This window comes from Paracoccus sp. BR5-17 (assembly GCF_055693925.1).
Genome location: NZ_JBVFUV010000003.1, coordinates 1,663,713 through 1,688,419, shown reverse-complemented (window position 1 = coordinate 1,688,419; position 24,707 = coordinate 1,663,713). Strand labels below are relative to the sequence as shown.

Genomic DNA, 24,707 nt, shown 5'->3' with positions numbered 1-24,707 from the left:
GGTATGCGATGCTACAGTCAATCAGGGTCGCCGTCGTCGATGACCATCCGCTGGTGCGGGAGGGCATCGTTCACGTGATCGCCGCTGCGGCGGACGACATGGAAGTGGTGGGCGAAGGCGCCACCGCCACCGAGGCGGTCGCCCTTGTCCGCGAACGGGTGCCGGACGTCCTTCTGCTGGATCTGAGCATCCCCGGCCTCGGCCTGACCGCCCTGGGCGAGATGACGGCCATGCGGTCCCCCACGAAGGTGATCGTCCTCACCGTCTCCGAGGACAGCAGCGATGTCCTCGAGGCCCTGCGCCGGGGCGCAAGCGGCTATGTCCTCAAGGGCATCAGCGGCTCGGACCTCAAGGACGTGGTGCGCCGCGTCCACCGCTCGGAAGGCTACATCTCGCCCGAACTGGGCGCGCGCCTTCTGTCGGATCTCAGCCGCAACCCCGTCCGGCGCGACGACTGCCTGAGCAAGCGCGAGACCGAGATCGTCCAGCTTGTCCGCCGGGGCTGCTGCAACAAGGAAATCGCGAAGCGGCTGGAGATCGGGGAAAAGACCGTCAAGCACTACATGACGACGATCTTCCGCAAGCTCGAGGTGCGCAACAGGACCGAACTTGCGCTGCGCGATCCGTCCCGCCCGCAGGCCGCGACCTGATGCGGGAATCCCCCGCGACCCCGGCTGGCGCCGCCGGAACCGGCGGGTGCGGCAGAATCGGCCCTGCCCCCTGCCCCGGCCCGCGCCGCGGCTGATCCGCCCCCGTTCGCGAACCGACCCAGCTTCAAGTTCCCCTTCGGGGCCTGCAGGCGTGGCCCGTTGCGGGCCTCGTCGCGGTCAGGGCTTGCGCTGGGCGGGTCTGACGGTGCAGATGCAGGCAGCCCCGAACACCGGCCCGGGGGAACATCCTGATCGACGCTGGAGGAAGGTTTTTGTCACCCAAGCAATCCCTTGCAGGAGCGGCGCATGTCTGACAGCGACCCCGGCCCGGCCGAGCGCGACTGGTCCGCCGCGATTTCCCCCATCGAGGACATCATCGAGGAGGCGCGCAACGGCCGCATGTTCATCCTGGTCGATCACGAGGATCGGGAAAACGAGGGCGATCTGGTCATCCCCGCGCAGATGGCCACGCCCGAGGCGATCAACTTCATGGCCACCCACGGGCGGGGGCTGATCTGCCTGTCCCTGACCGGCGCGCGCATCGACGCGCTTGGCCTGCCGCTGATGTCGGCCAAGAACTCCAGCCGCCACGAAACCGCCTTCACCCTGTCGATCGAGGCCCGCGAGGGCGTGACCACCGGCATCTCGGCCCAGGATCGGGCACACACGATCGCGGTGGCCATCGACCCCGCCAAGGGGCCGGCCGACATCGCCACGCCGGGCCACATCTTCCCGCTGCGCGCCCGGGACGGCGGCGTTCTGGTGCGCGCCGGCCATACCGAGGCCGCCGTCGATGTCGCGCGGCTGGCGGGGCTGAACCCGTCCGGCGTGATCTGCGAGATCATGAACGACGACGGCACCATGGCGCGCCTGCCCGATCTTGTGCGCTTCGCGCGCAGGCACGGGCTGAAGATCGGCACCATCAGCCAGTTGATCGCCTATCGCCGCCGCCACGACAACCTGATCACCGAGCGTGCCCGGATGCCGGTGCATTCGGTCCACGGCGGCGACTGGACGATGCGGATCTTCGGCGACCAGACCACCGGGGCTGAACATATCGTGCTGACCAAGGGCGATCCGACCCGGCCCGGCCCGGTCCTGGTCAGGATGCACGTCCTGGATCCGCTGCACGACGTGCTGGGCGTCGGCCGCGAAAGCGCCGGCACCCTGGACCAGGCGATGCGCCAGATCGCCGCCGAGGGCACCGGCGTCGTGGTGCTGTTCCGCGACATCGAGCCGCGCCTGCCCCGCCAGGACGAGGTGTCGTCGCACGTGATCCGCCACTATGGGCTGGGCGCGCAGATCCTGTCGGCGCTGGGGCTGTCGGAACTGATCCTGCTGACCAATTCCGCCCCGGTCCGGGTGATCGGCCTGGACGCCTATGGCCTGTCGATCCATTCCACCCGCCCGATCAAGGAGTGACGTCATGGCCGCCAGCATCGAACATCACCACCTGCCGCTGCCCCGGATCGACGGCAGCCTGCGCCTGCTGGTCGTGGTCGCGCCCTATTACCGCGACATCGCCAACGATCTTGTCGCGGGCGCAGGCGCCGTCGCCGCCCAGGCCGGCGCCACCGTGGAACTGGCCGAGGTTCCCGGCGCCCTGGAAATCCCCACCGCCATCGCGCTTGCCGCCGCCAGCGACCGCTTCGACGGCTATGTTGCGCTGGGCTGCGTGATCCGGGGCGAGACGACCCATTACGATACCGTCTGCAGCGACAGTTCCCGGGGGCTGACGCTGCTGGGCCTTCAGGGCCATTGCATCGGCAACGGCATCCTGACCGTGGAAAACATGACCCAGGCCCAGGTCCGGGCCGATCCGCAGGGCCAGAACAAGGGCGGCGGCGCCGCGGCCGCGGCCCTGCACCTGATCGCCCTCAGGCGGCGCTGGGGCCTCTGAAGCCCCGGCCGGGCGAAGGTGCCGGAGAGCGCCCGCAACCCGGCGCCGGAAAGGGCGCGGAGGCTGCGGGTTTCGTCTATCCGGCCAGCAGCGCGGCGTTGCCGCCCGCCGCCGTGGTGTCCACGCACAGATGCCGCTCGTGCGCGACATGGGCCAGGTCGGGCATTCCGGTGACCAGCGGCACGATCGGCCCCTCGCGCGCGGCCAGCGCCTGGGCATAGGCGCGGCCCGAAGCCTCGTCCCCCCACCACAGCACGGCGCCCATCGGCGGCAGGCGGGCCAGCGCCTGGGCCGGAAGGGCGCCGTCCGCGCCCAGGGCGTCGCCGCCCAGCGCCGCGACGGCCGCCATCTGCGCCGCCACCGCATCCGCGCCGGGACCCAAGCACAGCACCGGCGGGCGGGTGTGGGCGGACAGGCGGTTCAGTTCGCCGGTCGGGCCGGGCATCAGGCGCTCCTCGATCCGGCGGGAGACGTGCCCCGCAAGCCGGTCGCGGAGGCGGGCTTCGTCCGCCTGCCCCGACCAGGCGCCGCCCGGCGCGGTCGGCGGCTGGGGCGCGAAGAACCGCGGGACGTAGCGCGGACCACCCGCCTTGGGTCCGGTGCCCGAAAGGCCCTCTCCGCCAAAGGGCTGGCTGCCCACCACGGCGCCGATCTGGTTGCGGTTGACATAGATGTTGCCGACCCGCAGGGCCTCGCTGACCTCCTGCACGCGGGAATCGATGCGGGTGTGCAATCCGAAGGTCAGGCCGAAGCCGCGCGCGTTGATGTCGGCCACGACCCGGTCCAGCTGATCCCCGCGGAAGGTGGCGACATGCAGGACCGGGCCGAAGATCTCGCGTTCCAGGTCGCCGATCCCCTCTACCCGCAGCATGACGGGACCGATGAAGGTGCCTTGCGCGGGGGCGTGCAGCCTGTGGATCACGCGGTTGCCGTTGGCGGCCACGTAATCGGCGATGCCGTCGCGGGCGCGGGCGTCGATCACCGGACCCACATCGGTGGACAGGTTCCAGGGATCGCCCACCACCAGTTCGTCCATCGCGCCCCGGATCATCTCGATCAGATGGGGGGCGATGTCCTGCTGCACGTAGAGGCACCGCAGCGCCGAACACCGCTGGCCGGCCGACCGGAAGGCGCTGGTGACGATGTCGCGGACGGCCTGTTCCGGCAGCGCGGTCGAATCCACGATCATCGCGTTCAGTCCGCCGGTCTCGGCGATCAGGGGCGCGCCCGGGGCCAGATGGCCGGCCATGCTGCGCGCGATGCCCTGGGCGGTCGCGGTAGAGCCGGTGAAGACCAGCCCCGCCACGCGCGGATCGGCCGACAGGGCGGCGCCGACCACGCTGCCCTGGCCCGGCAGCAGTTGCAGCGCCGACAGCGGCACGCCGGCCCGATGCATCAGCCCGACACCCAGGGCCGCAACAAGGGGCGTGGCCTCGGCGGGCTTGGCGATGACGGCGTTGCCTGCCATCAGGGCGGCCGCGATCTGGCCGGTGAAGATCGCCAGCGGGAAGTTCCAGGGGCTGATCGCGGCGACGATGCCGCGCGGGGCGCCGGCATCGGCCTCGCCTTCGGCGGCGTAGTAGCGCAGGAAATCCACCGCCTCGCGCAGTTCGGCCACCGCGTCGGCCAGGGTCTTGCCGGCCTCGCGCCCCAGAAGGGCGAAGACCGGCCCGAAGCTTGCCTCGTAGAGGTCGGCGGCGCGGCGCAGGACGGCGGCGCGTTCGGCGGCGGGCACGGCCCAGGGGCGGGCGTCGCCGATGGCGCGGCGCGCGGTCGCCGCATCCGCCATCAGGACCGAGGCCAGCCGCACCCCCGTCGCCGGGTTCACCACGTCATGCGTCTCGCCCGTGGGGGGCGAGACGGTCAGCGGCGCCACGTCCGACAGCGCCACATCGCGGGCGGCCTGGATCCGCGCCAGCGTCTGTTCGTCCGACAGGTCGAACCCGGCCGAGTTGCGGCGCCCGGCGCCGAACAGATCCGCAGGCGCCAGCAGGGACGCCGGTGCCTTTGCCGTCGCCAAAGCGTCGAACGGATCGCGCGCGACCTCCTCGGGCGTCACGCTTTCATCGACGATCTGGTTCACGAAGCTGCTGTTGGCGCCGTTTTCCAGCAGGCGCCGCACCAGATAGGCCAGCAGGTCGCGATGCGCGCCGACCGGCGCATAGATGCGGCAGCGGCCGCCCGTCTCGCGCAGCACGATGTCGTGCAGCCGCTCGCCCATGCCGTGCAGCCGCTGGAACTCGAAGCGGATGTCGCCGGCCATCTCCAGGATCGCCGCGACGGTATGGGCGTTGTGGGTGGCGAATTGCGGATAGATGCGGTCGGCGTAGCCGATCAGCTTGCGGGCATTGGCGATATAGCTGACGTCGGTGGCGGCCTTGCTGGTGAACAGCGGAAAGCCCGGATGCCCCTCGACCTGGGCGCGCTTCATCTCGGTGTCCCAATAGGCGCCCTTGACCAGCCTGACCATGATGCGCCGGTCCAGCCGGGCGGCCAGGTCGTGCAGCCAGTCGATGGTCTGGCCGGCGCGCTTGCCATAGGCCTGCACGACGACGCCGAAGCCGTCCCAGCCCGCCAGCGAGGGATCGGACAGCACCGCCTCGATCACCTTCAGCGACAGCACCAGCCGGTCCTGTTCCTCGGCGTCGATGTTCATGCCCATTCCGGCGGCCTTGGCCTGCCGCGCCAGGCGCAGCACCACGGGCACCAGTTCGCGCATCACGCGCCCCTCCTGCGCGACCTCGTATCGCGGATGCAGCGCCGACAGCTTGATCGAGATGCCGGGGTTCTGTTCCACCGACCCCTTGTCGCAGGCCCCGGCGATGGCGGCGATGGCGTCGGCGTAGGCACGGTCATAGCGCGCGGCATCGGCGGCGGTCATCGCCGCCTCGCCCAGCATGTCGTAGCTGTAGGTGAAGCCCTGCGCTTCGCGCGTCCTGGCCCGGTCCAGGGCGTCGGCGATGGTCTGGCCCAGCACGAACTGCCGGCCCATTTCCTTCATGGCGCGGCCCACCGCGGTGCGGATCACCGGTTCCCCCAGCCGCCGCACCATGCGGCGCAGGGTGCCCGCCTGGTCGTCGTCCAGCACCCGGCCCGTCAGCATCAGCGCCCAGGTCGAGGCGTTGACCAGCGGCGACGAGGCCTCGCCCAGGTGCCTGCCCCAGTCGGACGGGGCGATCTTGTCCTCGATCAGGGCGTCGATGGTAGTCTTGTCGGGCACGCGCAGCATCGCCTCGGCCAGGCACATCAGGGCGACGCCTTCGCGGGTGGACAGCCCGTATTCCGACAGGAAATGCTCCATCAGGCTGGGCCGCGCCTCGGCGCGGATGCGGCGGACCAGATCGGCGGCGCGGGCGCTGATGGCGGCGCGCGCCTGGGGGGACAGGGCGGCCCCGGCCACAAGGTTCGGCAGAAGCGCGCCCTCGTCCGCGAACTTGGCCTGGGTGGAAAAGACGCTGGGGCTGACGGACGAGGACATGCCTGACTCCTTGACTGATCCGCCGGAGTTATCAGAGATGATCTAGGCTGTGCGCCTGAAGATGCCACGGTTTCTGGCCGAATGGAACAATATAGCAGGGCTGCCTGGGATGACCGTGAAGCTGGATGCGCATGACCGCAGGATCCTGGCCGAACTGACCCGCAATGCGCGGATCCCCGTGGCCGAACTGGCCCGCAAGGTCGGCCTGTCCAAGACCCCGGTGGCACTGCGCATCCGGCATCTGGAACAGATCGGCCTTATCACCGGCTATCGGGCGATCCTGTCGCCGCTGAAGCTGGGCCTGACCCATGTCACCTATGTCGAGGTCAGCATGAGCGACACCCGAGAGGCGGCGCTGCAACAGTTCAACGCCGCCGTCCGCGCCATCCCCGAGATCGAGGAATGCTACATGATCGCCGGCGGCTTCGACTATCTCATCAAGGTCCGCTCGCGCGACATGGCCGATTTCCGGCGCATCATGGCCGAGAAGCTGTCGGGCCTTCCCCATATCAGCAACACCTCGAGCTATGTGTCGATGGAGGCGGTGGTCGAGCAGACCTTCACCCTGGGCGACTGACGCGCCCGCGCCGGTCCGGCAGGGTGGCGGCATGGGCAGGGATCAGGCAGGCTTGTCCCAGAACCGCTTGGCCGCTGCCAGGTTCCGGTAGGCGCGGCCTGCGGCCTTCAGCAACGGCTCTCGGGCGTGCTGGGGGACCAGCGCCGCGCGGGCGGGGGCGGCGTCGATGCCGATGCGGTCCAGAAGCGCCGGGGCGGCCGACAGGTCGTTGAGCCGGCCAAGCTGGTCCTGCAGATCCTCAAGCGCCGCGGCAAAGCGCCTGCGCCGCTTGAAGACCGCCTCCTCGGCGAACAGGGGGGCAAAGAAATCCGCCGCGTAGCGCAGCTTCTTGGCGTCCTTGCGCAAGGCGTGGCGCGCCTCGTCCTCCATCGCGGTAAGCCCGCTTCCGGCCCGGACGACCTTGCGGCGATAGCGCGCCAGCGCCGACGAGGCAAAGAGCCGCCCCGGGGCCTCGCGGGCGGCCCGGGTCCGCGGATCGGTCAGCCAGTCCCCGTGATGCAGCCAGGCCGCCAGATCCAGCATCAGCGTGCGGGCGCGCGGCGATCCAAGCGCGGCGGCGGCGCGGTCGTGGGCCGCCTCGCGGGCGGCGCGGATCTGCGCCAGCAGCGGGCCGTCCGGCGCGCGCTCAAGAAGCACGTCCAGATCGCGTACCTCGCCCAGGGTGGCGGCAAGCCATTGCAGGCCGTCCCGCAGCGCGGCGGCGTCCCCATCCAGCAGGGCCCGATGGATCGAGAAGGCCGAGCGCAACCGCCGCAGCGCCACCCGGGCCTGATGCAGAGGTTCCGGCCCGCGCGTGGCCAGGACCAGATCCTCGTTCAGGCGGAACTGACGGATGCAGGACAGGGCGATGGCCTGGAACGCCTGCCCCGCCGTCATGCCCTCATCCAGCGCCACCGGCTCGGCCTTGTGTGCCGCGGCCGCCGCCGCAAGCAGCCGATAGCCGCGTTCCGCCTTGGTCGTCACCCCAAGCGCCAGGGGGGCCGCGTCGTTCAGCCGGCGCGCCAGGGAAAACAGGGCCTCGGGCGGCCCCGCCTTCAATTCAAGCTCGCATTCGCTGACGGAGATCCGCCGGCCCGCAGCAAGAATCGCGCCCTGGTCGATGACCAGTTCGATGCGCGCGCCGGCCTCGTCGATCAGCCAGGTCCGCCGCCTGACCGACACCGTGAAGGCCGGCGCCAAGGCGCGCGCCCTGGCGCCAAGCCGGGCAGGCAAGGGCGTGCCGTCAAGATTCGGGCGGTCGGCGGCGACGGGCTTTTCCCATTCGGGGCGCGCGAACAGGCCGGCCGCCCTGGTGGTTGCCTCCTTGACTGTCTGGACGCGCGTCTCGGCCGTCTGGCGGATGCGCAGCGTCAGCCCCGCCGCGGCCAGGTCGTGATTGGGCGTGTCGAAGTAGATGGACCGCTGGCGGACAGCCGGGGGCGTTCCCGGAAGCAGGCCCGCCGTCTTCAGCGCTGCGACCGCCGCGGGCGGCAGGTCCAGCTTCAACTCGATCTCGTCCATCGCGGCCCCGATTCACGGCGAATCCCCCGGATGATAGCATGGCCGTCGCCTTCGGCGGATCCCCGGTCGGGCAGCCTCATGCAGGCGTCAGGCACGCTAGGCTGCGGTCCATCCGGCATCGTCCATCGCCGCCTCGGCGGCCTGGGCATCGGGCAGATCCGTCCGCCAGCGAGAGGCGTCGATCCGCCGGCCCGTCACCCCGTCCGAGGCGTCGGAGGCCAGCCAGATCAGCGGCGCCACGATCACCTGCGGATCCAGAAGCTTGTCGCGTTCGGCCTGCGGGAAGCCGGCCGGGATCATGCCGGTGGCCGTCGCCCCGCCGGGCAGCAGCCCGTTCACGGTGACGCCCGTCCCGTCCAGATCCTGCGCCCAGATCACGGTTTCGGATTCCAGCGCCGCCTTGGACGGACCATAGGGCGAAAAGCCGCGCCGCCGCATGGTGGCATGGTTCATCGTGATGTTGACGATCCGTCCCCGCCCCGCCCGTATCATGTGCGGGACGGCTGCCCGCGCCATCAGGAACGGGCCGTTCACATTCGTGTCGATGACCATGCGCCAGACATCGGGCGCGGTTTCCCAGAACCGCGTCGGCCGGGTCAGGAAGTCGTCGCTGACGTATTTCATCCCGCGACCGGCGTTGTTGACCAGGATATCGACGGACCCGAAGGCGTCGATCGCAAGGTCCACCACCCGCGCGCAGTCGGCCTCGCGCGTGACGTCGGCCTGGACGGTGCGCAGCCGGTCGGACCCGGCCTGGGCGGCAAGCGCGTCCAGTTCCGCGCCCTCTCGCGACGCGGTGGCCACCACGCGCGCGCCGGCGTCCAGCAGGCCCCGCGCCATCGCCAGCCCAAGGCCGCGCCCGCCCCCGGTGACGATCGCGACCCGGCCTTCCAGGGTCGGCGCGCTCATCGGTTCAGCGCCTGCATCTGCGGCTCGGCATAGCGCGTCCCGGCTGCGGCGCCCGGCGGCAGGATGCGGTCGATCCGGGCAAGATCCTCGGGCGAGATCCGCACGTCGACGGCACCCACGTTTTCCTCAAGCCGGGCGCGCTTCTTGGTGCCGGGGATGGGCACGATGTCGTCGCCCTGCGCCAGCAGCCAGGCCAGCGCAAGCTGCGCGGGGTGCAGCCCTTTTCGCGGGCCATGCCCTCGATCTCGGCCACCAGATCCAGGTTCTTCTGGAAGTTCTCGCCCTGGAAGCGCGGGCTGAAGCGGCGGTAGTCGTCCGGCTCGAGATCGTCGAGGCTGCGGATCTGCCCCGACAGGAAGCCGCGCCCCAGCGGGCTGTAGGCGACATAGCCGATGCCCAGTTCGCGCACCGTGGGCAGGATCTCGTCCTCGGGCTCGCGGCTCCACAGCGAATATTCGGTCTGCAGGGCGGTGATGGGATGGACGGCATGGGCGCGGCGGATCGTGGCGGGGCCGGCCTCGGACAGGCCCAGGTAACGGACCTTGCCGGCCTTCACCAGATCGGCCATCGCGCCGACGGTTTCCTCGATCGGCGTGTTGGGATCGACGCGGTGCTGGTAATACAGGTCGATGTGATCCACCCCCAGACGCTTCAGCGACGCGTCGCAGGCCTGGCGGACGTATTCCGCGTCGCCGCGGATGCCCAGATATTCGCCGTTCTCGCCCCGCACATTGGCGAACTTGGTGGCCAGCACGACGCGGTCGCGGCGATCGGCGATCGCCTTGCCGACCAGCACCTCGTTGGTGAAGGGGCCGTACATGTCGGCGGTGTCCAGGAACGTCACCCCCAGTTCCGTCGCCCGGTGGATTGTGGCGGTCGCCTCGGCCTCGTCGCGGCCGCCGTAGAAATCCGACATCCCCATGCACCCAAGGCCCAAGGCCGACACCTCGAGGCCCTGCGACCCCAGTTTGCGCGTCTGCATCCGCGTCTCTCCTTATTCGCTGTCGCGGGACAACAAGGCGGAGGGCGAAAAAGTTTCGGACCCTCCGGCCCGCAGTTTTCGGGGATTGCCCACGCCCAGGCAGAGGGCTAGCATCGATTCACAATCCCCGGGGCACAGGGTGCCTGCCACAAGGGAAAGGATAAGCAACATGTTCAGCCTTACCGTGAACGGCCGAGAGGTTTCCGTCGATGTTCCGGGCGATACGCCCCTTCTGTGGGTCCTGCGCGACGAGTTGCGGCTGACCGGCACCAAGTTCGGCTGCGGTGTCGCGCAATGCGGCGCCTGCACGGTGATGGTGGACGGCACGACCCGGCGCAGCTGCGTCACCCCGATCGAGATGGCCGACGGCGCCTCGGTCGAGACGGTCGAGGGGCTGGACACGCCGGAATCGCAGGCGGTGCAGGCGGCCTGGACGGCCATCGACGTGCCGCAGTGTGGCTGGTGCCAGTCGGGCCAGGTGGTCAGCGCCACCGCCCTGCTGATGCAGATCCCCGAGCCGACGGACGAGGACATCGACAGGGCGATGGCCGGCAACATCTGCCGCTGCGCCACCTATGTCCGCATCCGGCAGGCGATCCACGAAGCCGCCCGCGCATTGAAGGCATGATCCGATGACCAGACAAAGCCGCCGCCAGTTCCTCTCCGCCTCGGCCGGGCTCGTGATCGCCGTGGCGCTGCCGGTGCCGCTGCGGGCGCAATCGGGCGCCGCAGCCATCCTGGGACAGGACACCCCGTCCGAGGGCGCCTTCGCCCCCAATGCCTTCATCCGGGTCGCGCCAGACGACACGGTGACGGTGCTCATCAAGCATATCGAGTTCGGCCAAGGGCCCTATACCGGTCTGGCGACGCTGGTGGCCGAGGAAATGGACGCCGACTGGGCGCAGATGCGCGCCGAGGCGGCGCCGGCCAACGACCAGCTTTACGCCAACCTGTTCTTCGGGATGCAGGGGACCGGCGGCTCGACCGCGATGGCCAATTCCTATTCGCAGATGCGCAAGGCCGGCGCTGCGGCGCGGGCGATGCTGGTCGCTGCCGCGGCCGAGGAATGGGGCGTCCCCGCGGCCGAGATCGAGGTGTCGAAGGGCACCGTGCGGCACGCCGCGAGCGACCGCAGCGCCCGGTTCGGCCAGCTTGCCGAACGCGCCGCGGCCATGACCGCGCCCGAGGATCCGGTGCTGAAGGATCCGGCGCAGTTCAACCTGATCGGGACCAAGGTCACCAAGCTGGACAGCCGGCCCAAGTCCACCGGCCAGGCGATGTTCACGCTGGACGTCTATCGCGAGGGCATGGAAACCGTCGTCGTCCGCCATCCCCCCGTCTTCGGCGCGCGGGTGGCGCGCTTCGACCCGGCCCCGGCGATGGCGGTGCCCGGCGTCGTCGCCGTGCGCGAAATCCCCTTCGGCGTAGCGGTCTATGCCACCTCGACGGCGGCGGCGCTGAAGGGGCGGCAGGCCCTTCAGGTCGAATGGGACGATAGCGAGGCCGAGACCCGGTCATCCGAGAAAATGTTGCAGGCCTTCGCCGAGGCGGCCGCGACCGAGGGCCTGGTGGCCGAGGAGGCGGGCGACGTCAACGCCGCCCTCGAGGGCGCCGCGCAGGTGATCGAGGCCGAGTTCCGCTTCCCCTACCTGGCCCATGCCCCGCTCGAGCCGCTGGACGCGGTGATCGAGGTCCGCGAGGGCGCGGCCGAGTTGTGGATGGGGTCGCAGTTCCCGGGGCTCGACCGGCCGACCGTCGCCAAGACGCTGGGCATCGACCTGGCGCAGGTGTCCATCAACGTCATGTTCGCTGGCGGCAGCTTCGGGCGCAGGGCGCAGCCCGACGCGCATCTGGCCGCGGAAATCGCGGCCATCGCCAAGGCCGCGGGCCGGGACGGCGCGTGGAAGCTGCTGTGGACGCGCGAGGACGACCTGCACGGCGGATATTACCGCCCGATGACCGTGCACAGGATGCGCGGCGGGATCGACGCGGACGGCAACATCGTCGGCTGGCTGGACGTGCTGGCCAACCAGTCCATCATGGCTGGCGGCCCGATGGAGCAGATGATGGACAAGGGGCTTGATCCCTCGGCCTACGAAGGCGCGACCAAGATGCCCTACACGCTTCCCAACTTCCGCACCGCTTGGGTGCGGATGGAAAGCCGGGTTCCGGTGCTGTGGTGGCGGTCGGTCGGCCATACCCATACCGGCTATGCAACCGAGGTGTTTCTGGACATGCTGCTCGAGGCGGCGGGCAAGGATCCGCTGCAGGGACGGCTGGATCTGCTGCGGGGCGACGCGGCCCGCGACCGGGCGGTTCTGGAACGGGTGGCCGCGATGGCCGGCTGGGACGGGCAGAAGGTCAAGGGCGATCGCGGCTATGGCATCGCGCTGCACGAGAGCTTCAACACCTATGTCGCGCAGATCGCCGAGGTCTCGAACCAGGGGGGATGCCGCGGGTCCACCGGGTCTGGTGCGCCGTCGATTGCGGCGTGGCGGTGAACCCGGACGTGATCCGGGCCCAGATGGAGGGCGGCATCGGCTATGGCCTGTCGGCGCTGCTCTACAGCCAGATCACGCTGCTGCCCGGCGGCCGCGTGGCCGAAAACAACTTCGACGGCTACCGCATGTTGCGCATCTCCGAGATGCCCGAGATCGAGGTCGAGGTCCTGGACAGCGGCTATGATCCGACCGGCGTCGGCGAGCCGGGAACGCCGCCCATCGGCCCTGCCGTCGGAAACGCCTGGAGGGCGCTGACCGGGCAGGTCGTGACGCGGCTGCCTTTCATTACCGGAGTGAACGCATGAGATCCTGGCAAACCTCGGCCGTGGCGCTGATCCTGGCCCTGTCCGCCGCATCGGCCGGCTGGAGCGAGGAGGTCAACGGCCTGCGCACCGTTGACGAGTTCGACAGCGTCGCGGACGAGACCGCCCGGTCGCAGGCGCTGTTTCAGGAAATGGCCAAGGTCATCCAGCACCCCCGCTGCCTGAACTGCCATCCGGCCGACAACACCCCCCGGCAGGGCATGGACATGCACATCCATGAACCGCCGGTCGTCCGGGGCGACAGCGACTTCGGCGCGCCGGGGATGACCTGCAACGTGTGCCACAGCGAAAGGAACGTGGACTACGCCTCCGGGGAAGGCTCGATCCCGGGCCACTCGCCCTGGATGCTGGCACCCATCGAGCAGGCCTGGATCGGCAAGACGGTGGCCGAGATCCGCACGCAGCTCAAGGACCCCGAGCGGAACGGCGGGCGAACCCTGGCGGAACTGCACGAACACAACGCCGAGGATGGCTTGGTGGGCTGGGGCTGGGAACCCGGAACCGGACGCGAACCGGCCCCCGGCACGCAAGAGATCTTCGGCGAGTTGACCCTCGCCTGGATCGAGACGGGCGCCGCCTGCCCTGCGGAATGACCCCGCAGCCAAGCTGAAAACCCGCTGCTCTCCGGTTGCGGCTGCTGCCCCCCGAAAAGTGAGTGAACCGCCAGTGCCATCGCACTGGCGGACAGCATGAACCGCCCGGTGGCTGCCAGCCTTCCGCGGTCCCGGAACGGGCGCACCCGCCGCTGGCTGGCAGCCTAGCGCGGCCGCGGCCTCCGGTCAGGGGACGGAACCTTCAAGCGCCGTCCGCAGGCGGGACATCAGCGCGACCGCCTGCGCCGTCTCCTCGGCGGAAATGCCCAGGGCGGCGAACTTGTCCGACGCGATCACGTCGGCCTCTTTCAGCAGGTCAAGGCCGCGCGGCGTCAGCCGCAGGACGATGCGCCGCTCATCCTCGAGATCGCGCACCCGTTCGATGGTTCCGCAGCCCGCCATCTTCCTGGACAAGGGCGACAGGGTGTTGGGCTCGACCCCCAGCCGCGCGGAAAGTTCGGTCAGCGACATCTTCTCGCGTTCCTGCAGGGCCTTGAGCACGACGTATTTCGCATAGGTCAGCCCGATCCCCGCAAAGGCGGCCTGGTAATGGCGCCCGAAGGCGTGGTGAAGCCTGTAGGCCTGAAAGCAGACCATCTCATCAAGGGCGAGCGCGTTTTCCATTTCTGTGCATCTAGCAAAGCCTGTTGCCGAATCAAACCTTTTGTCTCATTCTGTGCGTACACGAACTGTTCTTGCACGAAAGGAAACCGGATGGACCGAATGAACCGCCGCACGTTGCTGAAAGCTGCCGCCGCGCTGCCGGTCGCTGGCGCCGTCGGGGCGGGTTCCGGGCCGGCCCTGGCCGCGGGCCATGCCGCGCCCGCGGGCGCCGCGCTCTATGGCGCCTCTCTGGGCGATTACCGCATCACGGCCCTGCTGGACGGCATCGTTCCGCTGGGACGGGACTTCTTCCTGGGTGGAGAGGAGGTGGACAGGGTCCTGGCCGAGGCCGGCATCGGCCCCGATGCCGCGCCCGCGCCGGTGTCTGCCTTCCTTCTGCAATCGGCGGACCGCACCATCCTGATCGACGCTGGCATGGGCGAGCAGGCCCCTTTCGGGCCGGGCTTCGGCCGGGTGATGCCCGGCCTTGCGGCGGCAGGCGTCGCGCCGGACGATGTCGATCTGGTGGTGCTGACCCATGCCCATGTCGATCACATGGGCGGCCTGATCCAGGGCGACACCGCAGTGTTCGGAAACGCCCAGCTTGCGGTCGGAGAGGTCGAGGCCGGCTTCTGGACGGATGCCGCGATGATGGCCCGCGCCCCCGCCGAGGCGCAGCCGACATTCCAGCTGGCGCAGGCGGTCTTTGCCGCCTATGGCGATCGCATGACGCGCATCGCGGACGGGGCCGAGGTCGCGCCCGGCATCACCCTGATGCTGTCGCCGGGCCATACGCCGGGACACTCCGTCCTGCGCATCGACGGCGGCGACAGGCAGCTGCTGATGATCGCCGACACGCTGCATTCGGCGGATGTGCACACGGCGCTGCCGGATGTGGGCTTCGGCTTCGACAGCGATCCCGCCCAGGCGGCGGCGTCGCGGCGGCGCATCTTCGACATGGTGGCGGCGGACAGGATGCTGGTCGCGGGCAGCCACATCCACTTCCCAGGCATCGGCCGCATCCTGCCCGAAGGCGACGCCTTCCGCTATGTCCCGGCGACCTGGATGTAGCCTGCCGCGCCCCGGCAAGGCCGCCGGGGCGGTCAAGCCGGTGCCGCCAGGGGTCTGCGGGGCGCGCGCGCCCCTGCCCCGGCGGGACGCTTCAACCCTTCCACAAGCGAGGTTTCACATGACGGATGCGACGCTCTACGGCTTCAGCGGCTCGACCTATGTGCGCACGGTGCGCTGCGTGCTGGCCCTCAAGGGCATCGGCTACGACCAGGTGCCGGTCAACGTGCTGGCGGGCGAGACGCGCACGCCGGATCATCTGGCCCGCCACCCCTTCGGCAAGGTGCCGGTCCTGGACATCGACGGGATGCGCCTGCGCGAGACGGACGCCATCGTGCGCTATCTCGACGCGCGCAACCCCGATCCGGCGGTCCTGCCGGCCGATCCCAAGGCGCGGGCCAAGGCCGACGAGGCGGCGTCGATGATCAACAGCTATGGCTATGGCGCGATCATCGGCTTCGTCGCCTATCACCTGTTTCCCGATCTGGTCGGCGGCAAGAACGACCAGGCCCGGCAGTCAGGCCTGGACCAAGCCGTGACGCTGGCAAAGGCGGTGATGGAGATCAGGGGCCGCGCGCGGTTCCTGGGCGGCGAGACGCCGGGCTATCCCGACTATCTGCTGGGGCCGCTGGTCGCCTATGCGGCGATGACCCCGGACGGCCCGCGGCTTCTGTCGGTTCCGGGAATGCAGGACTGGTGGGACAGCCTGTCCGCCGACGACACCTTCAAGGCGACGGCGCCCACCGAGAACTGAGCCAGCAAGACCCGGGCGGCGCCCTGCCCGCCCGGTGGCGATCAGGCCGAGACGCTGGACAGGTGCAGATGCGCGGCCTCGGCCGCCTCGAGCGCGCCTTCCAGAAAGCCGCCTTCGGTGGCAGCCGTCTCGGTTCCTGCGAAGACCAGGCGGTGCCGCGGCGCGATCGGCCGATAGGCGGGATGGGCGGGAAGCGGCCTGGCGTCGGCGGGCGTGGCCGTCGCGGGATCCACGCTCCAGTCCTTGATCAGAACCTGGCTTGGGCGGGCCGCCTCGGGGCCGAAAAGCCGTCCAAGCTGCGCCAGGGCCTGCGCCTGAAAGCCAGGCTGCCGCGCGGCGCCCGGCAGGACAAAGCCGAACAGCGCGCCCCGCGCCAGATCCAGAGGCGAGGCATCGTGGATTTCCGCCAGCGGCCCCCGGTGCGAGATGGCGTCGCCGTTCAGCCCCATCGCCCGCCAGAACGGCCGGTCATAGACCGCGACCAGCTTGGCCTGACCCGCCATCCAGGTCGGCACGTCCGGGACGGAAACCCCCAATGGCCCCGCCACCCGCGGCGGCAGCGCCAAGACCGCCCGGTCCGCGTGCCAGGCGGCACCGCCGCCGTCGATCAGGGTGATGCGGCTGTCCTCCTCAACCACGCGCTGAACCGGATGACCAAGGCGCAGCGCCGCGCCAAGCCCTTGGGCCAGGGCGTCGGTCAGGCGGGACAAACCGCCCGCAAGACGCAGCGCACCGCCCATCGTGGCAAGGGCCAGATCCCGGCGGATGGCGCCGGCCGCATCCTCGAATACCAGCCGCCCCTCGGCATATTGCGGAAAGGTTTCCAGCCCCAGGGCCCGCGCCAGCCCCAGCGCCCGGCGGTTGTGGGGCCAGATCCAGGCCGGCCCCAGGTCAAAGCCGTGCTGCGTCAGGATCCGGCCGCCCGGGCGGTCGCGCGCCTCGAACAGGGTCACGTCGCGTCCATCGGCCTGCAGCGCCCGGGCAAGCGCCAGTCCCGACAGGCCGGCGCCGATGATGGCGATGTCGATCTGCCGGCTCATCGGCAACCCGCAGCCGGCCGAAGACGGCGCGCCCCTGCCCCGAGGGGGATGTCAGCCTGCCGCATCAGCACCTGCTGCGCGACGGCAGGGCAGAGCCCGTCCAAGCGGGCGGATCCGAGGCGGGAAAGGATTCAAGACCCGCCAGGAACACCGGATCGTCAAGATCGCCGTGCGGATCGTCCGGGTCGTCCTGTCGCCCCGAAGCGTCCGCGCCGTCCTGCGACACCGGCCTGCCTGCCGCAGGGCGCGCGATATCGCCGTGGCGGGCACCCCGCGGGGCGGCAGACTTCCTGGCGACGGTCTGTTCCCACCAGAACGGCTTCGGAGTGGCGCTGCGTTGCACGGGGGCGTCGTCGCGCACCAGGTAAGGCCAATCGTTCTGCTCGGCAAAGGCCACCGCGCTTTCGCGGTCCGGGAAGCCCAGCCGGATCGGCCGGTAGGGATCGGCACTGGCGGTCCAGCCCATCAGCGGCTCGATTTCGGGGGCCAGCCTGGCGTCGAACTCGACGACCCAGGGCCGCGGGCGCGGACCGCTCTGCTTGACCGGGCGCGCGGGGCGATAGATCACCGCCTGCGGCACGTCATCCGACCTCAGCCCGGTGCCGGGGATCCGGGGCCGGAACGGCGGGCGGTTATGGGTCCGTTGCAGGGACATGGCATCACCTCCTGAACATCAGGCCGGAAGGCCGGTGCGGCTGTCCGCGCGGCCGCGCAGCTTCAGCCCCAGCAGGATCATGGCGATGCCGAAGATCGCGGCATAGATCCCCAGCAGCCAGCCCAGGGCCAGCAGGCTTTCGACGGGACGGGCCATCAGGAACCACAGCACCACGATCCCCAGCAGCACCGACAGCGCCCCACCCAGGCCCAGCCAGACCTCGCCCTCGATCTCCTTGCGCAGCCGGATCGCCGTCGCGATCTGCACAATGCCGGACGCAATCGACCAGAAGGCGATGCTGACCCACAGGAACACCGCAAGCCCGATGGTCGCCACCAGAGGCGCCACCAGCACCACGAGGCCCGTCAGGATTCCCAGCACCCCGCCAAGCGCAAGCCAGCCCCACCGTTCGCCCTTGCGCATGTTGCGAACCGCCGAAATCAGGCCGAAGACCCCATCGGCGAAGGCGAAAGCGCCGAAGACCAGTGTCAGGGCAATCACCGCCCCGGCCGGCATCAGCCAGGCCAGCACGGCGATGATCAGCGCAACCACGCCTCGCAGGACGAAGGCCCACCAGTTGCGCGACAGTGAGCAGATCATGTCTGCCCCAAGAACGCGATCGGTCATGGTATCATCCTCCTTTCCTTGGTGCCGGCGGCGGACGGGCCGCCCGGGATCTCTTGGCCCCGCCGCAGGAACGCCTGCCGGGGAAGGTCCGGTTCCCGATCCCCTACCCCCGCGGCAGCACGCCCGAAAGATCCCGTTACACGCATGAAAAAGATTGGCGCCGCGGCCCGTCTGTCAAGAACGGGCCGCCAGACATGAGCCGTCCAGCGACCCGGGAAGACCCGCGACGCTGGGACAAGATCAGGGGGACCAGAGCCCACGGCGCGCCCTGCGGCACCGCCGGCAAACTTCCAAAACGGGCACATTTTCCGCTTGCGCGCCGTTTCGCCCGACCCTATAGACCGCTCACGCAAGGTCGGCAGACCCTGCAGACCTCCGGTGGGGCCATAGCTCAGTTGGTAGAGCGCTTGAATGGCATTCAAGAGGTCAGGGGTTCGACTCCCCTTGGCTCCACCAAATTCAATAACTCTCGTAAACGATTGAGGCTATTGGATTAATTGGAGGACCGTCCGCTGTTCCCCCACACGTTTACCCCACACATGCTCCACATACTGGGCATATTGGGCGGTCAATGTGAGGCGGGGGTGATCAGGTATAGCCGTTCAACATCCTTTGCGTTTGGAGATAGCCATGATCTCAGACACGGGGGCTCGGCTCGCAGAAATCATCGCCCTCCGGAAGTCAGACGTTGTTCTAGACGCTGCCATTCCCCACGCCATCATCAAGCCTCATGACCTTCGGCGGGTGAAGACCAGCGCCTCCGAACGCAAGGTCCCTCTGGTGGGTGAGGCGTCGTGGGCAGCCAACTGGGCACGAAGACAAAAGGCGATCTGCTCTTTCCGGCTTTCGCTCCGAGCAAGCCTGACACCCCGGTCAATGCGGCGTCGGCGTCAGCGGCTATCAACAAGTGGCTCAAGGACAACAAGCTAGTCAGCGAAGTTAAGACCCTTCACAGCTTCCGCCATGCCATGAGGGGCCGGCTTAGAGACGTCGGAGCACCCAGATGTTGCCGAGGCAATCGGTCGCTAGGCAAGGCAGAGTGTCGGACATGGATGTGGACGAGGCCACAGCCTCAATGTTCTACAATCACGTCTGCTTAGAATACGGCTCTCGTCCGCTCTTAGCACTGTAAACAACGGAATGGGTCGTGAACGCTGCCCAAGCCCCGCATGTTCTTCGATAATCGCGCAGAAAACGCTCTTGCTAGTCTTACGGCAGTATGGCAGCGTTGATGAGTCGGTCGCTGGATGGCGGCACGGCGGTAACACCCATGAGCAGTCGGAGACTGCATCACTTAGGAGAGTTGGCATGGCCAGCATCAACAGCGCGACAATCGTCGCGCCGCTTTCGCGTCGTATTCCGGACCCTAATTTCAAGGACACGCACGGCTTAGAACGACACATCTTTGTAGTTCCCGTGAAGTCATTGCCTTCTGGCATTCCCCTTGATCCCAATGCTCGTCGTCCCAAAACTAGCAAACGAGTCTATCAGCGGGTTAAGGCGAGCCTGTTCAATCAAGACTGCGAACCCGGCACATTTCACCTGAAGAATAAAGGAATTACGATCGTTGCACAGAGCGTGAATGTTCTAGCGAAGGACACTTACGAGATTGCTATGGTCGATGGCGTGCACGGCATCCTGGATGGGGGTCACACATACACGCTAATAACTGAGGCGCAAGCCAGCCCCGATCTGCCTGAAGATCAATACGTCACAGTTGAAGTGCGCGTTGGGGTTCCTGACATGTGGATACCAGAGATTGCGGGCGGATTGAATACATCCGTTCAGGTTCAGGATATGAGCCTAGACAACTTGGCGAATGCGTTTCAGTGGATCAAAGACGAAATTCGGACAGCCCCTTACTATGGCAAGATTGCCTGGTCGGAGAATGATCCTGGTGAATACGACGCACGGGACTTGGTAAGTCTACTTGCGATGTTCAACGTTAGCCTTCACCCCAATGAGGGTGATGACCATCCAGTATACGGGTATGAGAAGAAGTCAGTTGCTCTGAAGGCGTTCGAACAGAAAGCGGAGAGCTTCGAAGGAATGCGCCCCATCCTTAAGGATATCTTGAGGCTTCACGATATCATACGCCGTGACTATTACCACATCTGGAATGACAAGAGCGAAGGGGGCAAAGCCGGAGGCCTTGCTTTCTCGGAAAAGAAGTCGAAAGGTATGTGGGATTTCCCCTTTACGGGCCAGAGAGCTGAGTATCGGATGGTCAATGGGGCTCTTTATCCAATCCTTGCAGCCTTCCGCTGGTTCGTTAAATATGACGACGAAGTTGGTGTTATGCGGTGGCGTGATGGCTTCAGTGAGGTTCTCGAGGCATGGCAGGATGATGCCTTCACCCTACTTAAGTCTACACATGAAATGAGCAACCAATTGGGTCGCAACCCGCAGTCTGTTGGAAAGAGCAGACCCCATTGGGCAAATCTTCACAATATCGTCGCGAAGCGTGATCTCCAACGCCAAGCGCTAGCTTCTTGAACGGACCCCCGCCGTGGATTAGTCCCGGCGGGATCAACTAAGGCTCTTAGCATGGCAGGCAAATGGGATTACTGCCAAGTCTAGCGTTCGTTTGTCCGCTTACAGATGTCCTACAAGCTTTAAAAGACCCTTGAGGGGTTAGCGGATTAGCGTTCACGGTAATGCCCTAGGGTCCAGACTCATTGATCTTCAAAGCCAGAACATGATGGTTGCCGCGAGTGCGACAGCGGACAGGAAGGTCTTGGCGCATCTGTCATAGCGGGTTGCGACCCTGCGCCAGTCTTTCAGGCGACCGAACATGATCTCGATGCGGTTGCGGCGGCGATAGCGCCGCTTGTCGTAGCGGACCGCCTTGCCGCGCGACTTCCGCCCCGGGATGCAAGGGCGTATCCCCTTGTCTTTCAACGCTTCCCGGAACCAGTCGGCGTCGTAACCGCGATCCGCGATCATCCACTCGGCAGCGGGCAAGCTGCCCAGCAGGGCGGCGGCTCCGGTGTAGTCACTCACTTGGCCCGCGGTCATGAAGAACTTCAGGGGCCGTCCCTTGGCGTCGGTAACGGCATGTAGCTTGGTATTGAGCCCGCCCTTCGTTCTGCCAATCAAACGTCCGCGCTGGTCGTCGGGCCCCCCTTTTTCGCCCGCAGGCTCGAAGCCGTGCGGTGCGCTTTCAGGTAGGTCGCATCGATCATGATGGTCTTCTGCTCGGCACCCTCGGAGGCCAGTCCTTCCATCATCCTGGCGAAGACTCCCATGTCGCCCCACCGCTTCCATCGGTTGTAGAGCGTCTTCGGAGGTCCATATTCACGCGGCGCATCGCACCATCTCAACCCATTACGATTGATGAAGATTATGCCGCTCAAGACCCGACGATCATCAACCCGCGGCTTGCCATGACTCCTCGGAAAGAACGGCTTCAAACGCTCCATCTGCTCGTCGGTCAGCCAGAAAAGATTGCTCATCATTGCCCCCATCAGTTCGGGAGCGTGAATCACGCAGCCAAGGCGACCGCAAGCCGATTAATGGGTCCTGACCCTAGGTTCCTCTAAGCTCCTCTAGGGGTCATGGGTTGGCTGCTGCAATTCATCAACAAACCCACCCTATCCCTCCAGGGCCCGTGCCCTCCCCCCTTCACTCCTTCATCTCGATAACCGGGGTGCGCCTTACCTTCCGGTTGAATGCCCCAGACAGGCACATGCGCCCAATGACCACGTCCTTCTCTGGAACGATGATGCTGTCATGGATCGGCAGAGCCGGGATGCCGCAGTCTTCTCCAAGCTGAAGAATGGCTGAAATCAGCACCTCGCTTTCAATGAACTGAAGGTCTGCCCAGTCTAACTTGCCAGGCGACAGGTGATACAGGACCGGATGCCGCTTCAACACCACCGCTGCTGTGGCCTTGATCGGGTAGAGTTTGCCGAAAGTCCTGGAGGTCATTGGCTGTTCGCTCCCAAGTTCATCCATGAGGCGTCTCTTGCTCTCCGTCGGCCAGCGCATGATACGTAACCCTTCGGCGGGGGCCGTCTGACGGGGCGCTGTGGGGGATGATAAGTCCGACCTTATGGTCGACCTTACGTTCACACCCCAGATCGAGATCCTGTCCGCCGAGGACGCGCCGCGGCGGCGGCACTGGAGCGACGCGGACAAGATCCGGGTGGTCGAGGAAAGCCATCGGGGGTCTCGCCAGGTCACCGCGACGGCGCGGCGGCATGGTATCTCGCGTTCACTGCTGACCGTCTGGCGGCGACAGTATCGGAACGGCGAACTTGCGATCGCAAGCGGTCCTGCTTTCGTGCCGGTGAAGATGGCGCCGGACATTGATGCGCAGTCGCCGCGGCAGCCGGCCCCCGACGTCCAGCTCGAGATCGTTCTGCGGAACGGACGGCGCCTGCTCGTGTCCTCGTCGGTGGACCCGGACGCATTAGCCCGGCTCCTGCTGGTTATCGAGGGCCGATGATCGCCTTCCCGGCGGGGGTGCGCGTGTGGATCGCTGGCGGGGTCACCGACATGCGGCGCGGCATGAACACCTTGGCGTTGACGGTGCAGCAGGGTCTGGGGCGCGATCCACATGCGGGCGAGATATTCTGCTTTCGCGGTCGCAAGGGCGACCTGGTCAAGCTGCTCTGGCACGACGGCGTCGGCATGTCGCTCTATACCAAGCGGCTGGAGGCCGGGAAGTTCATCTGGCCGAGCAGCGGCACCGGCGAGGCCGTGCAGATCTCGGCGGCGCAACTCGGCTATCTTCTGGAAGGGATGGACTGGCGCAATCCGCGGTGGACACAACGCCCGACAAAGGCGGGATAATAGTTTGCGAAAGCCCATATTTTGTTGGGCGTTTCGCCAGCTCGAGGTATGCTTCGGGCATGTCCGATACCGCTTCCGAGATTGCCCGACTGCGTGCCGCACTTGCGGCGTCGCAAGCCCGTGCCGAGGCCGCCGAGAGCGAACTGGCGCAGGCCCGGGCGGTGGTCTCCACCTCGGAAGCGATGATCAAACACCTCAAGCTGGAGATCGCCAGGCTCCGGCGCGACCACTACGGCCATAGCGCCGAGCGCCGCGCCCGCCTGATCGACCAGATGGAGCTGCAGCTCGAGGAACTCGAGGCCGCCGCCACCGAGGACGAGATTGCCGCCGGGAAGGCGAAGACCACGGCGGTCGCCGGGTTCGAGCGTCGCCGCCCGGTGCGCAAGCCGTTCCCGGACCATCTGCCGCGCGAGCGGGTGGTGATCGAGGCACCGACAGCGTGCTCCTGCTGTGGCTCGGACCGTATCGTGAAGATGGGTGAGGACATTACCGAGACGCTCGAGGTCATCCCGCGTCAGTGGAAGGTGATCCAGACGGTGCGTGAGAAGTTCACCTGCCGGGCCTGCGAGAAGATCAGCCAGCCGCCGGCGCCCTTCCATCCCGCGCCGCGGGGATGGGCTGGACCGAACCTGCTGGCGATGGTTCTGTTCGAGAAGTTCGGTCAGCATCAGCCGCTCAACCGACAGGCAGAACGCTATGCAAAGGAAGGCGTCGATCTCAGCCTCTCGACGCTGGCCGACCAGGTCGGGGCCTGCACCGCGGCTCTGGCACCTATCCACGCCCTGATCCGGAACCATGTTCTGGCGGCCGAGCGCCTCCACGGCGACGACACAACGGTCCCCCTCCTCGCGAAGGGAGGGACGCAGACAGCGCGGCTCTGGACCTATGTCCGCGACGACCGGCCCTTTGGCGGCGGCGCGCCACCGGCCGCGCTGTTCCACTTCTCGCGCGACAGGGAGATGGCGCATCCGAACCGGCATCTTGCGGGGTGGCAGGGCGTTCTCCAGGCCGATGCCTATGGTGGCTACAACGACCTCTATCGCGGTGATCGTGATCCGGGGGCCGTGCTGAGCGCCCTGTGCTGGAGCCATGCCCGACGGAAGCTCTTCGAGCTCGCCGACATCAAGGAAAATGCCCGTCAGAAGAAGCCCGCGCACGACATATCGCCTGTCGCGCTGGAAGCCGTGAGGAAGATCGACGCCATCTTCGATATCGAGCGTCAGATCAACGGTCTGGACATCGCCAGCCGGCTCGACGCCCGGCACCGGCTGGTCCGCCCCCTGGTCGAGGAGCTGCACGACTGGATGCGGGCCGAACAGGGAACCATGTCGAAGCACAACCCCGTCGCCAAGGCGATCGCCTACATGTTCAAGAAGAACCGATGGGACGCCTTCACGCTCTTCCTCGAGGATGGGCGCGTCTGCCTGACAAACAACGCGGCCGAGCGCGCACTGCGCGGTATCGCGCTGGGACGGAAGTCCTGGCTCTTCGCTGGATCCGAGCGCGGCCCAGACCGCGCCGCCTTCATGTATTCTCTGATCGTCACCGCCAAGATGAACGGCATCGACCCGCAGGCTTGGCTCGCCGACGTCCTTGCCAAGCTCCCCAACACAACGGCTTCACGCGTGCAGGACCTTCTGCCATGGACGTGGCAGCCATCGGAGCGCCAACTCGCTGCATGACCGCCGCCTACGCCGGATGCTTACCATGATACGGGTATGCCCAAGACCAATCATGGCAGTCACAATGG

The 24,707-nt window shown here is 67.5% G+C and carries 21 protein-coding genes, 1 tRNA gene and 2 pseudogenes; 14 read left to right on the top strand and 10 right to left on the bottom strand.

The window, feature by feature from the left end:
• Positions 1–8: 8 nt before the first annotated feature.
• From ACZ1HC_RS09820 to ACZ1HC_RS09810, 3 genes are all read left to right on the top strand, one after another.
• Positions 9–650 carry a response regulator gene (locus ACZ1HC_RS09820; RefSeq protein ID WP_472699813.1) on the top strand — a complete coding sequence of 214 codons (642 nt, stop codon included), beginning with the start codon at positions 9–11 and terminating at the stop codon, positions 648–650.
• A 306-nt stretch (positions 651–956) separates the two neighbouring features.
• Positions 957–2,072 (top strand): 3,4-dihydroxy-2-butanone-4-phosphate synthase, encoded by a 1,116-nt coding sequence (ribB, locus tag ACZ1HC_RS09815; protein WP_472699812.1) that lies wholly within the window; start codon positions 957–959, stop codon positions 2,070–2,072.
• 4 nt (positions 2,073–2,076) lie between these two features.
• Entirely contained in the window at positions 2,077–2,550 is a 474-nt protein-coding gene (locus ACZ1HC_RS09810) for a 6,7-dimethyl-8-ribityllumazine synthase (RefSeq protein ID WP_472699811.1), read from the top strand.
• A gap of 76 nt (positions 2,551–2,626) precedes the next feature.
• On the opposite strand, the gene putA is transcribed toward ACZ1HC_RS09810, so the two are convergent.
• Positions 2,627–6,028 carry a bifunctional proline dehydrogenase/L-glutamate gamma-semialdehyde dehydrogenase PutA gene (gene putA, locus ACZ1HC_RS09805; protein WP_472699810.1) on the bottom strand — a complete coding sequence of 1,134 codons (3,402 nt, stop codon included), beginning with the start codon at positions 6,026–6,028 and terminating at the stop codon, positions 2,627–2,629.
• Between the two features lie 109 nt (positions 6,029–6,137).
• Between putA and ACZ1HC_RS09800 the strand changes: the two genes are divergently transcribed.
• On the top strand, positions 6,138–6,605 hold the full coding sequence (locus tag ACZ1HC_RS09800) for an Lrp/AsnC family transcriptional regulator (RefSeq protein ID WP_472699809.1): 468 nt from the start codon (positions 6,138–6,140) through the stop codon (positions 6,603–6,605).
• A gap of 42 nt (positions 6,606–6,647) precedes the next feature.
• On the opposite strand, the gene ACZ1HC_RS09795 is transcribed toward ACZ1HC_RS09800, so the two are convergent.
• From ACZ1HC_RS09795 to ACZ1HC_RS09785, 3 genes and pseudogenes are all read right to left on the bottom strand, one after another.
• A complete protein-coding gene (locus tag ACZ1HC_RS09795; protein ID WP_472699808.1) occupies positions 6,648–8,105 on the bottom strand; it encodes a CYTH and CHAD domain-containing protein in 1,458 nt (485 codons plus the stop codon).
• Between the two features lie 96 nt (positions 8,106–8,201).
• Positions 8,202–9,014 (bottom strand): SDR family NAD(P)-dependent oxidoreductase, encoded by an 813-nt coding sequence (locus ACZ1HC_RS09790; RefSeq protein WP_472699807.1) that lies wholly within the window; start codon positions 9,012–9,014, stop codon positions 8,202–8,204.
• Positions 9,011–9,930: pseudogene (locus ACZ1HC_RS09785) on the bottom strand (aldo/keto reductase). The gene ACZ1HC_RS09790 and the pseudogene ACZ1HC_RS09785 overlap by 4 nt, the downstream one beginning before the upstream one ends.
• A 235-nt stretch (positions 9,931–10,165) precedes the next feature.
• Between ACZ1HC_RS09785 and ACZ1HC_RS09780 the strand changes: the two are divergent.
• From ACZ1HC_RS09780 to ACZ1HC_RS09770, 3 genes and pseudogenes are all read left to right on the top strand, one after another.
• Positions 10,166–10,624 carry a (2Fe-2S)-binding protein gene (locus ACZ1HC_RS09780; RefSeq protein WP_472699806.1) on the top strand — a complete coding sequence of 153 codons (459 nt, stop codon included), beginning with the start codon at positions 10,166–10,168 and terminating at the stop codon, positions 10,622–10,624.
• Positions 10,625–10,628: 4 nt separating this feature from the next.
• Positions 10,629–12,802: pseudogene (locus ACZ1HC_RS09775) on the top strand (xanthine dehydrogenase family protein molybdopterin-binding subunit).
• Complete coding sequence (locus ACZ1HC_RS09770) at positions 12,799–13,413, top strand: Isoquinoline 1-oxidoreductase subunit (protein WP_472699805.1); 615 nt, start codon at positions 12,799–12,801, stop codon at positions 13,411–13,413. Before ACZ1HC_RS09775 ends, ACZ1HC_RS09770 begins: the two are co-directional and overlap by 4 nt.
• Positions 13,414–13,599: 186 nt before the next feature.
• Here ACZ1HC_RS09770 and ACZ1HC_RS09765 read toward each other — a convergent pair whose 3' ends face one another.
• On the bottom strand, positions 13,600–14,037 hold the full coding sequence (locus ACZ1HC_RS09765; RefSeq protein ID WP_472699804.1) for a MarR family winged helix-turn-helix transcriptional regulator: 438 nt from the start codon (positions 14,035–14,037) through the stop codon (positions 13,600–13,602).
• Positions 14,038–14,127: 90 nt separating this feature from the next.
• Between ACZ1HC_RS09765 and ACZ1HC_RS09760 the strand changes: the two genes are divergently transcribed.
• On the top strand, positions 14,128–15,087 hold the full coding sequence (locus tag ACZ1HC_RS09760; RefSeq protein WP_472699803.1) for an MBL fold metallo-hydrolase: 960 nt from the start codon (positions 14,128–14,130) through the stop codon (positions 15,085–15,087).
• Positions 15,088–15,205: 118 nt separating this feature from the next.
• Positions 15,206–15,838, top strand: a complete 633-nt coding sequence (locus ACZ1HC_RS09755) for a glutathione S-transferase family protein (protein WP_472699802.1) — start codon at positions 15,206–15,208, stop codon at positions 15,836–15,838.
• Positions 15,839–15,879: 41 nt separating this feature from the next.
• Here the strand turns inward: ACZ1HC_RS09755 and ACZ1HC_RS09750 are convergent, their stop codons facing one another.
• The 3 genes from ACZ1HC_RS09750 to ACZ1HC_RS09740 form a co-directional block, all read right to left on the bottom strand.
• Entirely contained in the window at positions 15,880–16,878 is a 999-nt protein-coding gene (locus tag ACZ1HC_RS09750; protein ID WP_472699801.1) for a flavin monoamine oxidase family protein, read from the bottom strand.
• Positions 16,879–16,942: 64 nt separating this feature from the next.
• Complete coding sequence (locus tag ACZ1HC_RS09745) at positions 16,943–17,533, bottom strand: NADH dehydrogenase ubiquinone Fe-S protein 4 (RefSeq protein WP_472699800.1); 591 nt, start codon at positions 17,531–17,533, stop codon at positions 16,943–16,945.
• 18 nt (positions 17,534–17,551) lie between these two features.
• Positions 17,552–18,160, bottom strand: coding sequence for an HdeD family acid-resistance protein (locus ACZ1HC_RS09740; protein ID WP_472699799.1), 609 nt, complete (start codon positions 18,158–18,160; stop codon positions 17,552–17,554).
• A gap of 380 nt (positions 18,161–18,540) precedes the next feature.
• Here ACZ1HC_RS09740 and ACZ1HC_RS09735 point away from each other — a divergent pair.
• Together ACZ1HC_RS09735 and ACZ1HC_RS09730 are read left to right on the top strand one after the other, a co-directional pair.
• Positions 18,541–18,616 (top strand) — tRNA-Ala (locus tag ACZ1HC_RS09735).
• Positions 18,617–19,468: 852 nt separating this feature from the next.
• A complete protein-coding gene (locus tag ACZ1HC_RS09730) occupies positions 19,469–20,656 on the top strand; it encodes an AIPR family protein (RefSeq protein WP_472699798.1) in 1,188 nt (395 codons plus the stop codon).
• Positions 20,657–20,845: 189 nt separating this feature from the next.
• On the opposite strand, the gene ACZ1HC_RS09725 is transcribed toward ACZ1HC_RS09730, so the two are convergent.
• Both ACZ1HC_RS09725 and ACZ1HC_RS09720 read right to left on the bottom strand, forming a co-directional pair.
• Positions 20,846–21,615, bottom strand: a protein-coding gene (locus tag ACZ1HC_RS09725) for an IS5 family transposase (RefSeq protein ID WP_472699015.1) whose coding sequence is annotated in 2 segments (ribosomal slippage) — positions 20,846–21,279 and positions 21,279–21,615 — 771 coding nt in all. Because the reading frame shifts where the segments join, the coding sequence is not laid out codon by codon here.
• Positions 21,616–21,784: 169 nt separating this feature from the next.
• On the bottom strand, positions 21,785–22,150 hold the full coding sequence (locus tag ACZ1HC_RS09720; protein WP_472699797.1) for a hypothetical protein: 366 nt from the start codon (positions 22,148–22,150) through the stop codon (positions 21,785–21,787).
• A 64-nt stretch (positions 22,151–22,214) separates the two neighbouring features.
• Here ACZ1HC_RS09720 and tnpA point away from each other — a divergent pair, with 64 nt between their 5' ends.
• The 3 genes from tnpA to tnpC are packed head-to-tail and all read left to right on the top strand — an operon-like array spanning position 22,215 to position 24,639.
• Positions 22,215–22,610 carry an IS66-like element accessory protein TnpA gene (gene tnpA / locus ACZ1HC_RS09715; RefSeq protein ID WP_472699017.1) on the top strand — a complete coding sequence of 132 codons (396 nt, stop codon included), beginning with the start codon at positions 22,215–22,217 and terminating at the stop codon, positions 22,608–22,610.
• Complete coding sequence (gene tnpB, locus ACZ1HC_RS09710) at positions 22,607–22,957, top strand: IS66 family insertion sequence element accessory protein TnpB (RefSeq protein ID WP_472699603.1); 351 nt, start codon at positions 22,607–22,609, stop codon at positions 22,955–22,957. Before tnpA ends, tnpB begins: the two co-directional genes overlap by 4 nt.
• A 59-nt stretch (positions 22,958–23,016) precedes the next feature.
• Positions 23,017–24,639 carry an IS66 family transposase gene (gene tnpC, locus ACZ1HC_RS09705; RefSeq protein WP_472699796.1) on the top strand — a complete coding sequence of 541 codons (1,623 nt, stop codon included), beginning with the start codon at positions 23,017–23,019 and terminating at the stop codon, positions 24,637–24,639.
• Positions 24,640–24,707: the final 68 nt, after the last annotated feature.

Excerpts from the sequence above, each read along its gene's own strand:
- ACZ1HC_RS09820 (WP_472699813.1), top strand. The coding sequence starts at position 9 with ATGCTACAGTCAATCAGGGTCGCCGTCGTCGATGACCATCCGCTGGTG.
- ribB (WP_472699812.1), top strand. The coding sequence starts at position 957 with ATGTCTGACAGCGACCCCGGCCCGGCCGAGCGCGACTGGTCCGCCGCG.
- ACZ1HC_RS09810 (WP_472699811.1), top strand. The coding sequence starts at position 2,077 with ATGGCCGCCAGCATCGAACATCACCACCTGCCGCTGCCCCGGATCGAC.
- putA (WP_472699810.1), bottom strand. The coding sequence starts at position 6,028 with ATGTCCTCGTCCGTCAGCCCCAGCGTCTTTTCCACCCAGGCCAAGTTC.
- ACZ1HC_RS09800 (WP_472699809.1), top strand. The coding sequence starts at position 6,138 with ATGACCGTGAAGCTGGATGCGCATGACCGCAGGATCCTGGCCGAACTG.
- ACZ1HC_RS09795 (WP_472699808.1), bottom strand. The coding sequence starts at position 8,105 with ATGGACGAGATCGAGTTGAAGCTGGACCTGCCGCCCGCGGCGGTCGCA.
- ACZ1HC_RS09790 (WP_472699807.1), bottom strand. The coding sequence starts at position 9,014 with ATGAGCGCGCCGACCCTGGAAGGCCGGGTCGCGATCGTCACCGGGGGC.
- ACZ1HC_RS09780 (WP_472699806.1), top strand. The coding sequence starts at position 10,166 with ATGTTCAGCCTTACCGTGAACGGCCGAGAGGTTTCCGTCGATGTTCCG.
- ACZ1HC_RS09770 (WP_472699805.1), top strand. The coding sequence starts at position 12,799 with ATGAGATCCTGGCAAACCTCGGCCGTGGCGCTGATCCTGGCCCTGTCC.
- ACZ1HC_RS09765 (WP_472699804.1), bottom strand. The coding sequence starts at position 14,037 with ATGGAAAACGCGCTCGCCCTTGATGAGATGGTCTGCTTTCAGGCCTAC.
- ACZ1HC_RS09760 (WP_472699803.1), top strand. The coding sequence starts at position 14,128 with ATGGACCGAATGAACCGCCGCACGTTGCTGAAAGCTGCCGCCGCGCTG.
- ACZ1HC_RS09755 (WP_472699802.1), top strand. The coding sequence starts at position 15,206 with ATGACGGATGCGACGCTCTACGGCTTCAGCGGCTCGACCTATGTGCGC.
- ACZ1HC_RS09750 (WP_472699801.1), bottom strand. The coding sequence starts at position 16,878 with ATGAGCCGGCAGATCGACATCGCCATCATCGGCGCCGGCCTGTCGGGA.
- ACZ1HC_RS09745 (WP_472699800.1), bottom strand. The coding sequence starts at position 17,533 with ATGTCCCTGCAACGGACCCATAACCGCCCGCCGTTCCGGCCCCGGATC.
- ACZ1HC_RS09740 (WP_472699799.1), bottom strand. The coding sequence starts at position 18,160 with ATGACCGATCGCGTTCTTGGGGCAGACATGATCTGCTCACTGTCGCGC.
- ACZ1HC_RS09730 (WP_472699798.1), top strand. The coding sequence starts at position 19,469 with ATGGCCAGCATCAACAGCGCGACAATCGTCGCGCCGCTTTCGCGTCGT.
- ACZ1HC_RS09720 (WP_472699797.1), bottom strand. The coding sequence starts at position 22,150 with ATGCGCTGGCCGACGGAGAGCAAGAGACGCCTCATGGATGAACTTGGG.
- tnpA (WP_472699017.1), top strand. The coding sequence starts at position 22,215 with ATGGTCGACCTTACGTTCACACCCCAGATCGAGATCCTGTCCGCCGAG.
- tnpB (WP_472699603.1), top strand. The coding sequence starts at position 22,607 with ATGATCGCCTTCCCGGCGGGGGTGCGCGTGTGGATCGCTGGCGGGGTC.
- tnpC (WP_472699796.1), top strand. The coding sequence starts at position 23,017 with ATGTCCGATACCGCTTCCGAGATTGCCCGACTGCGTGCCGCACTTGCG.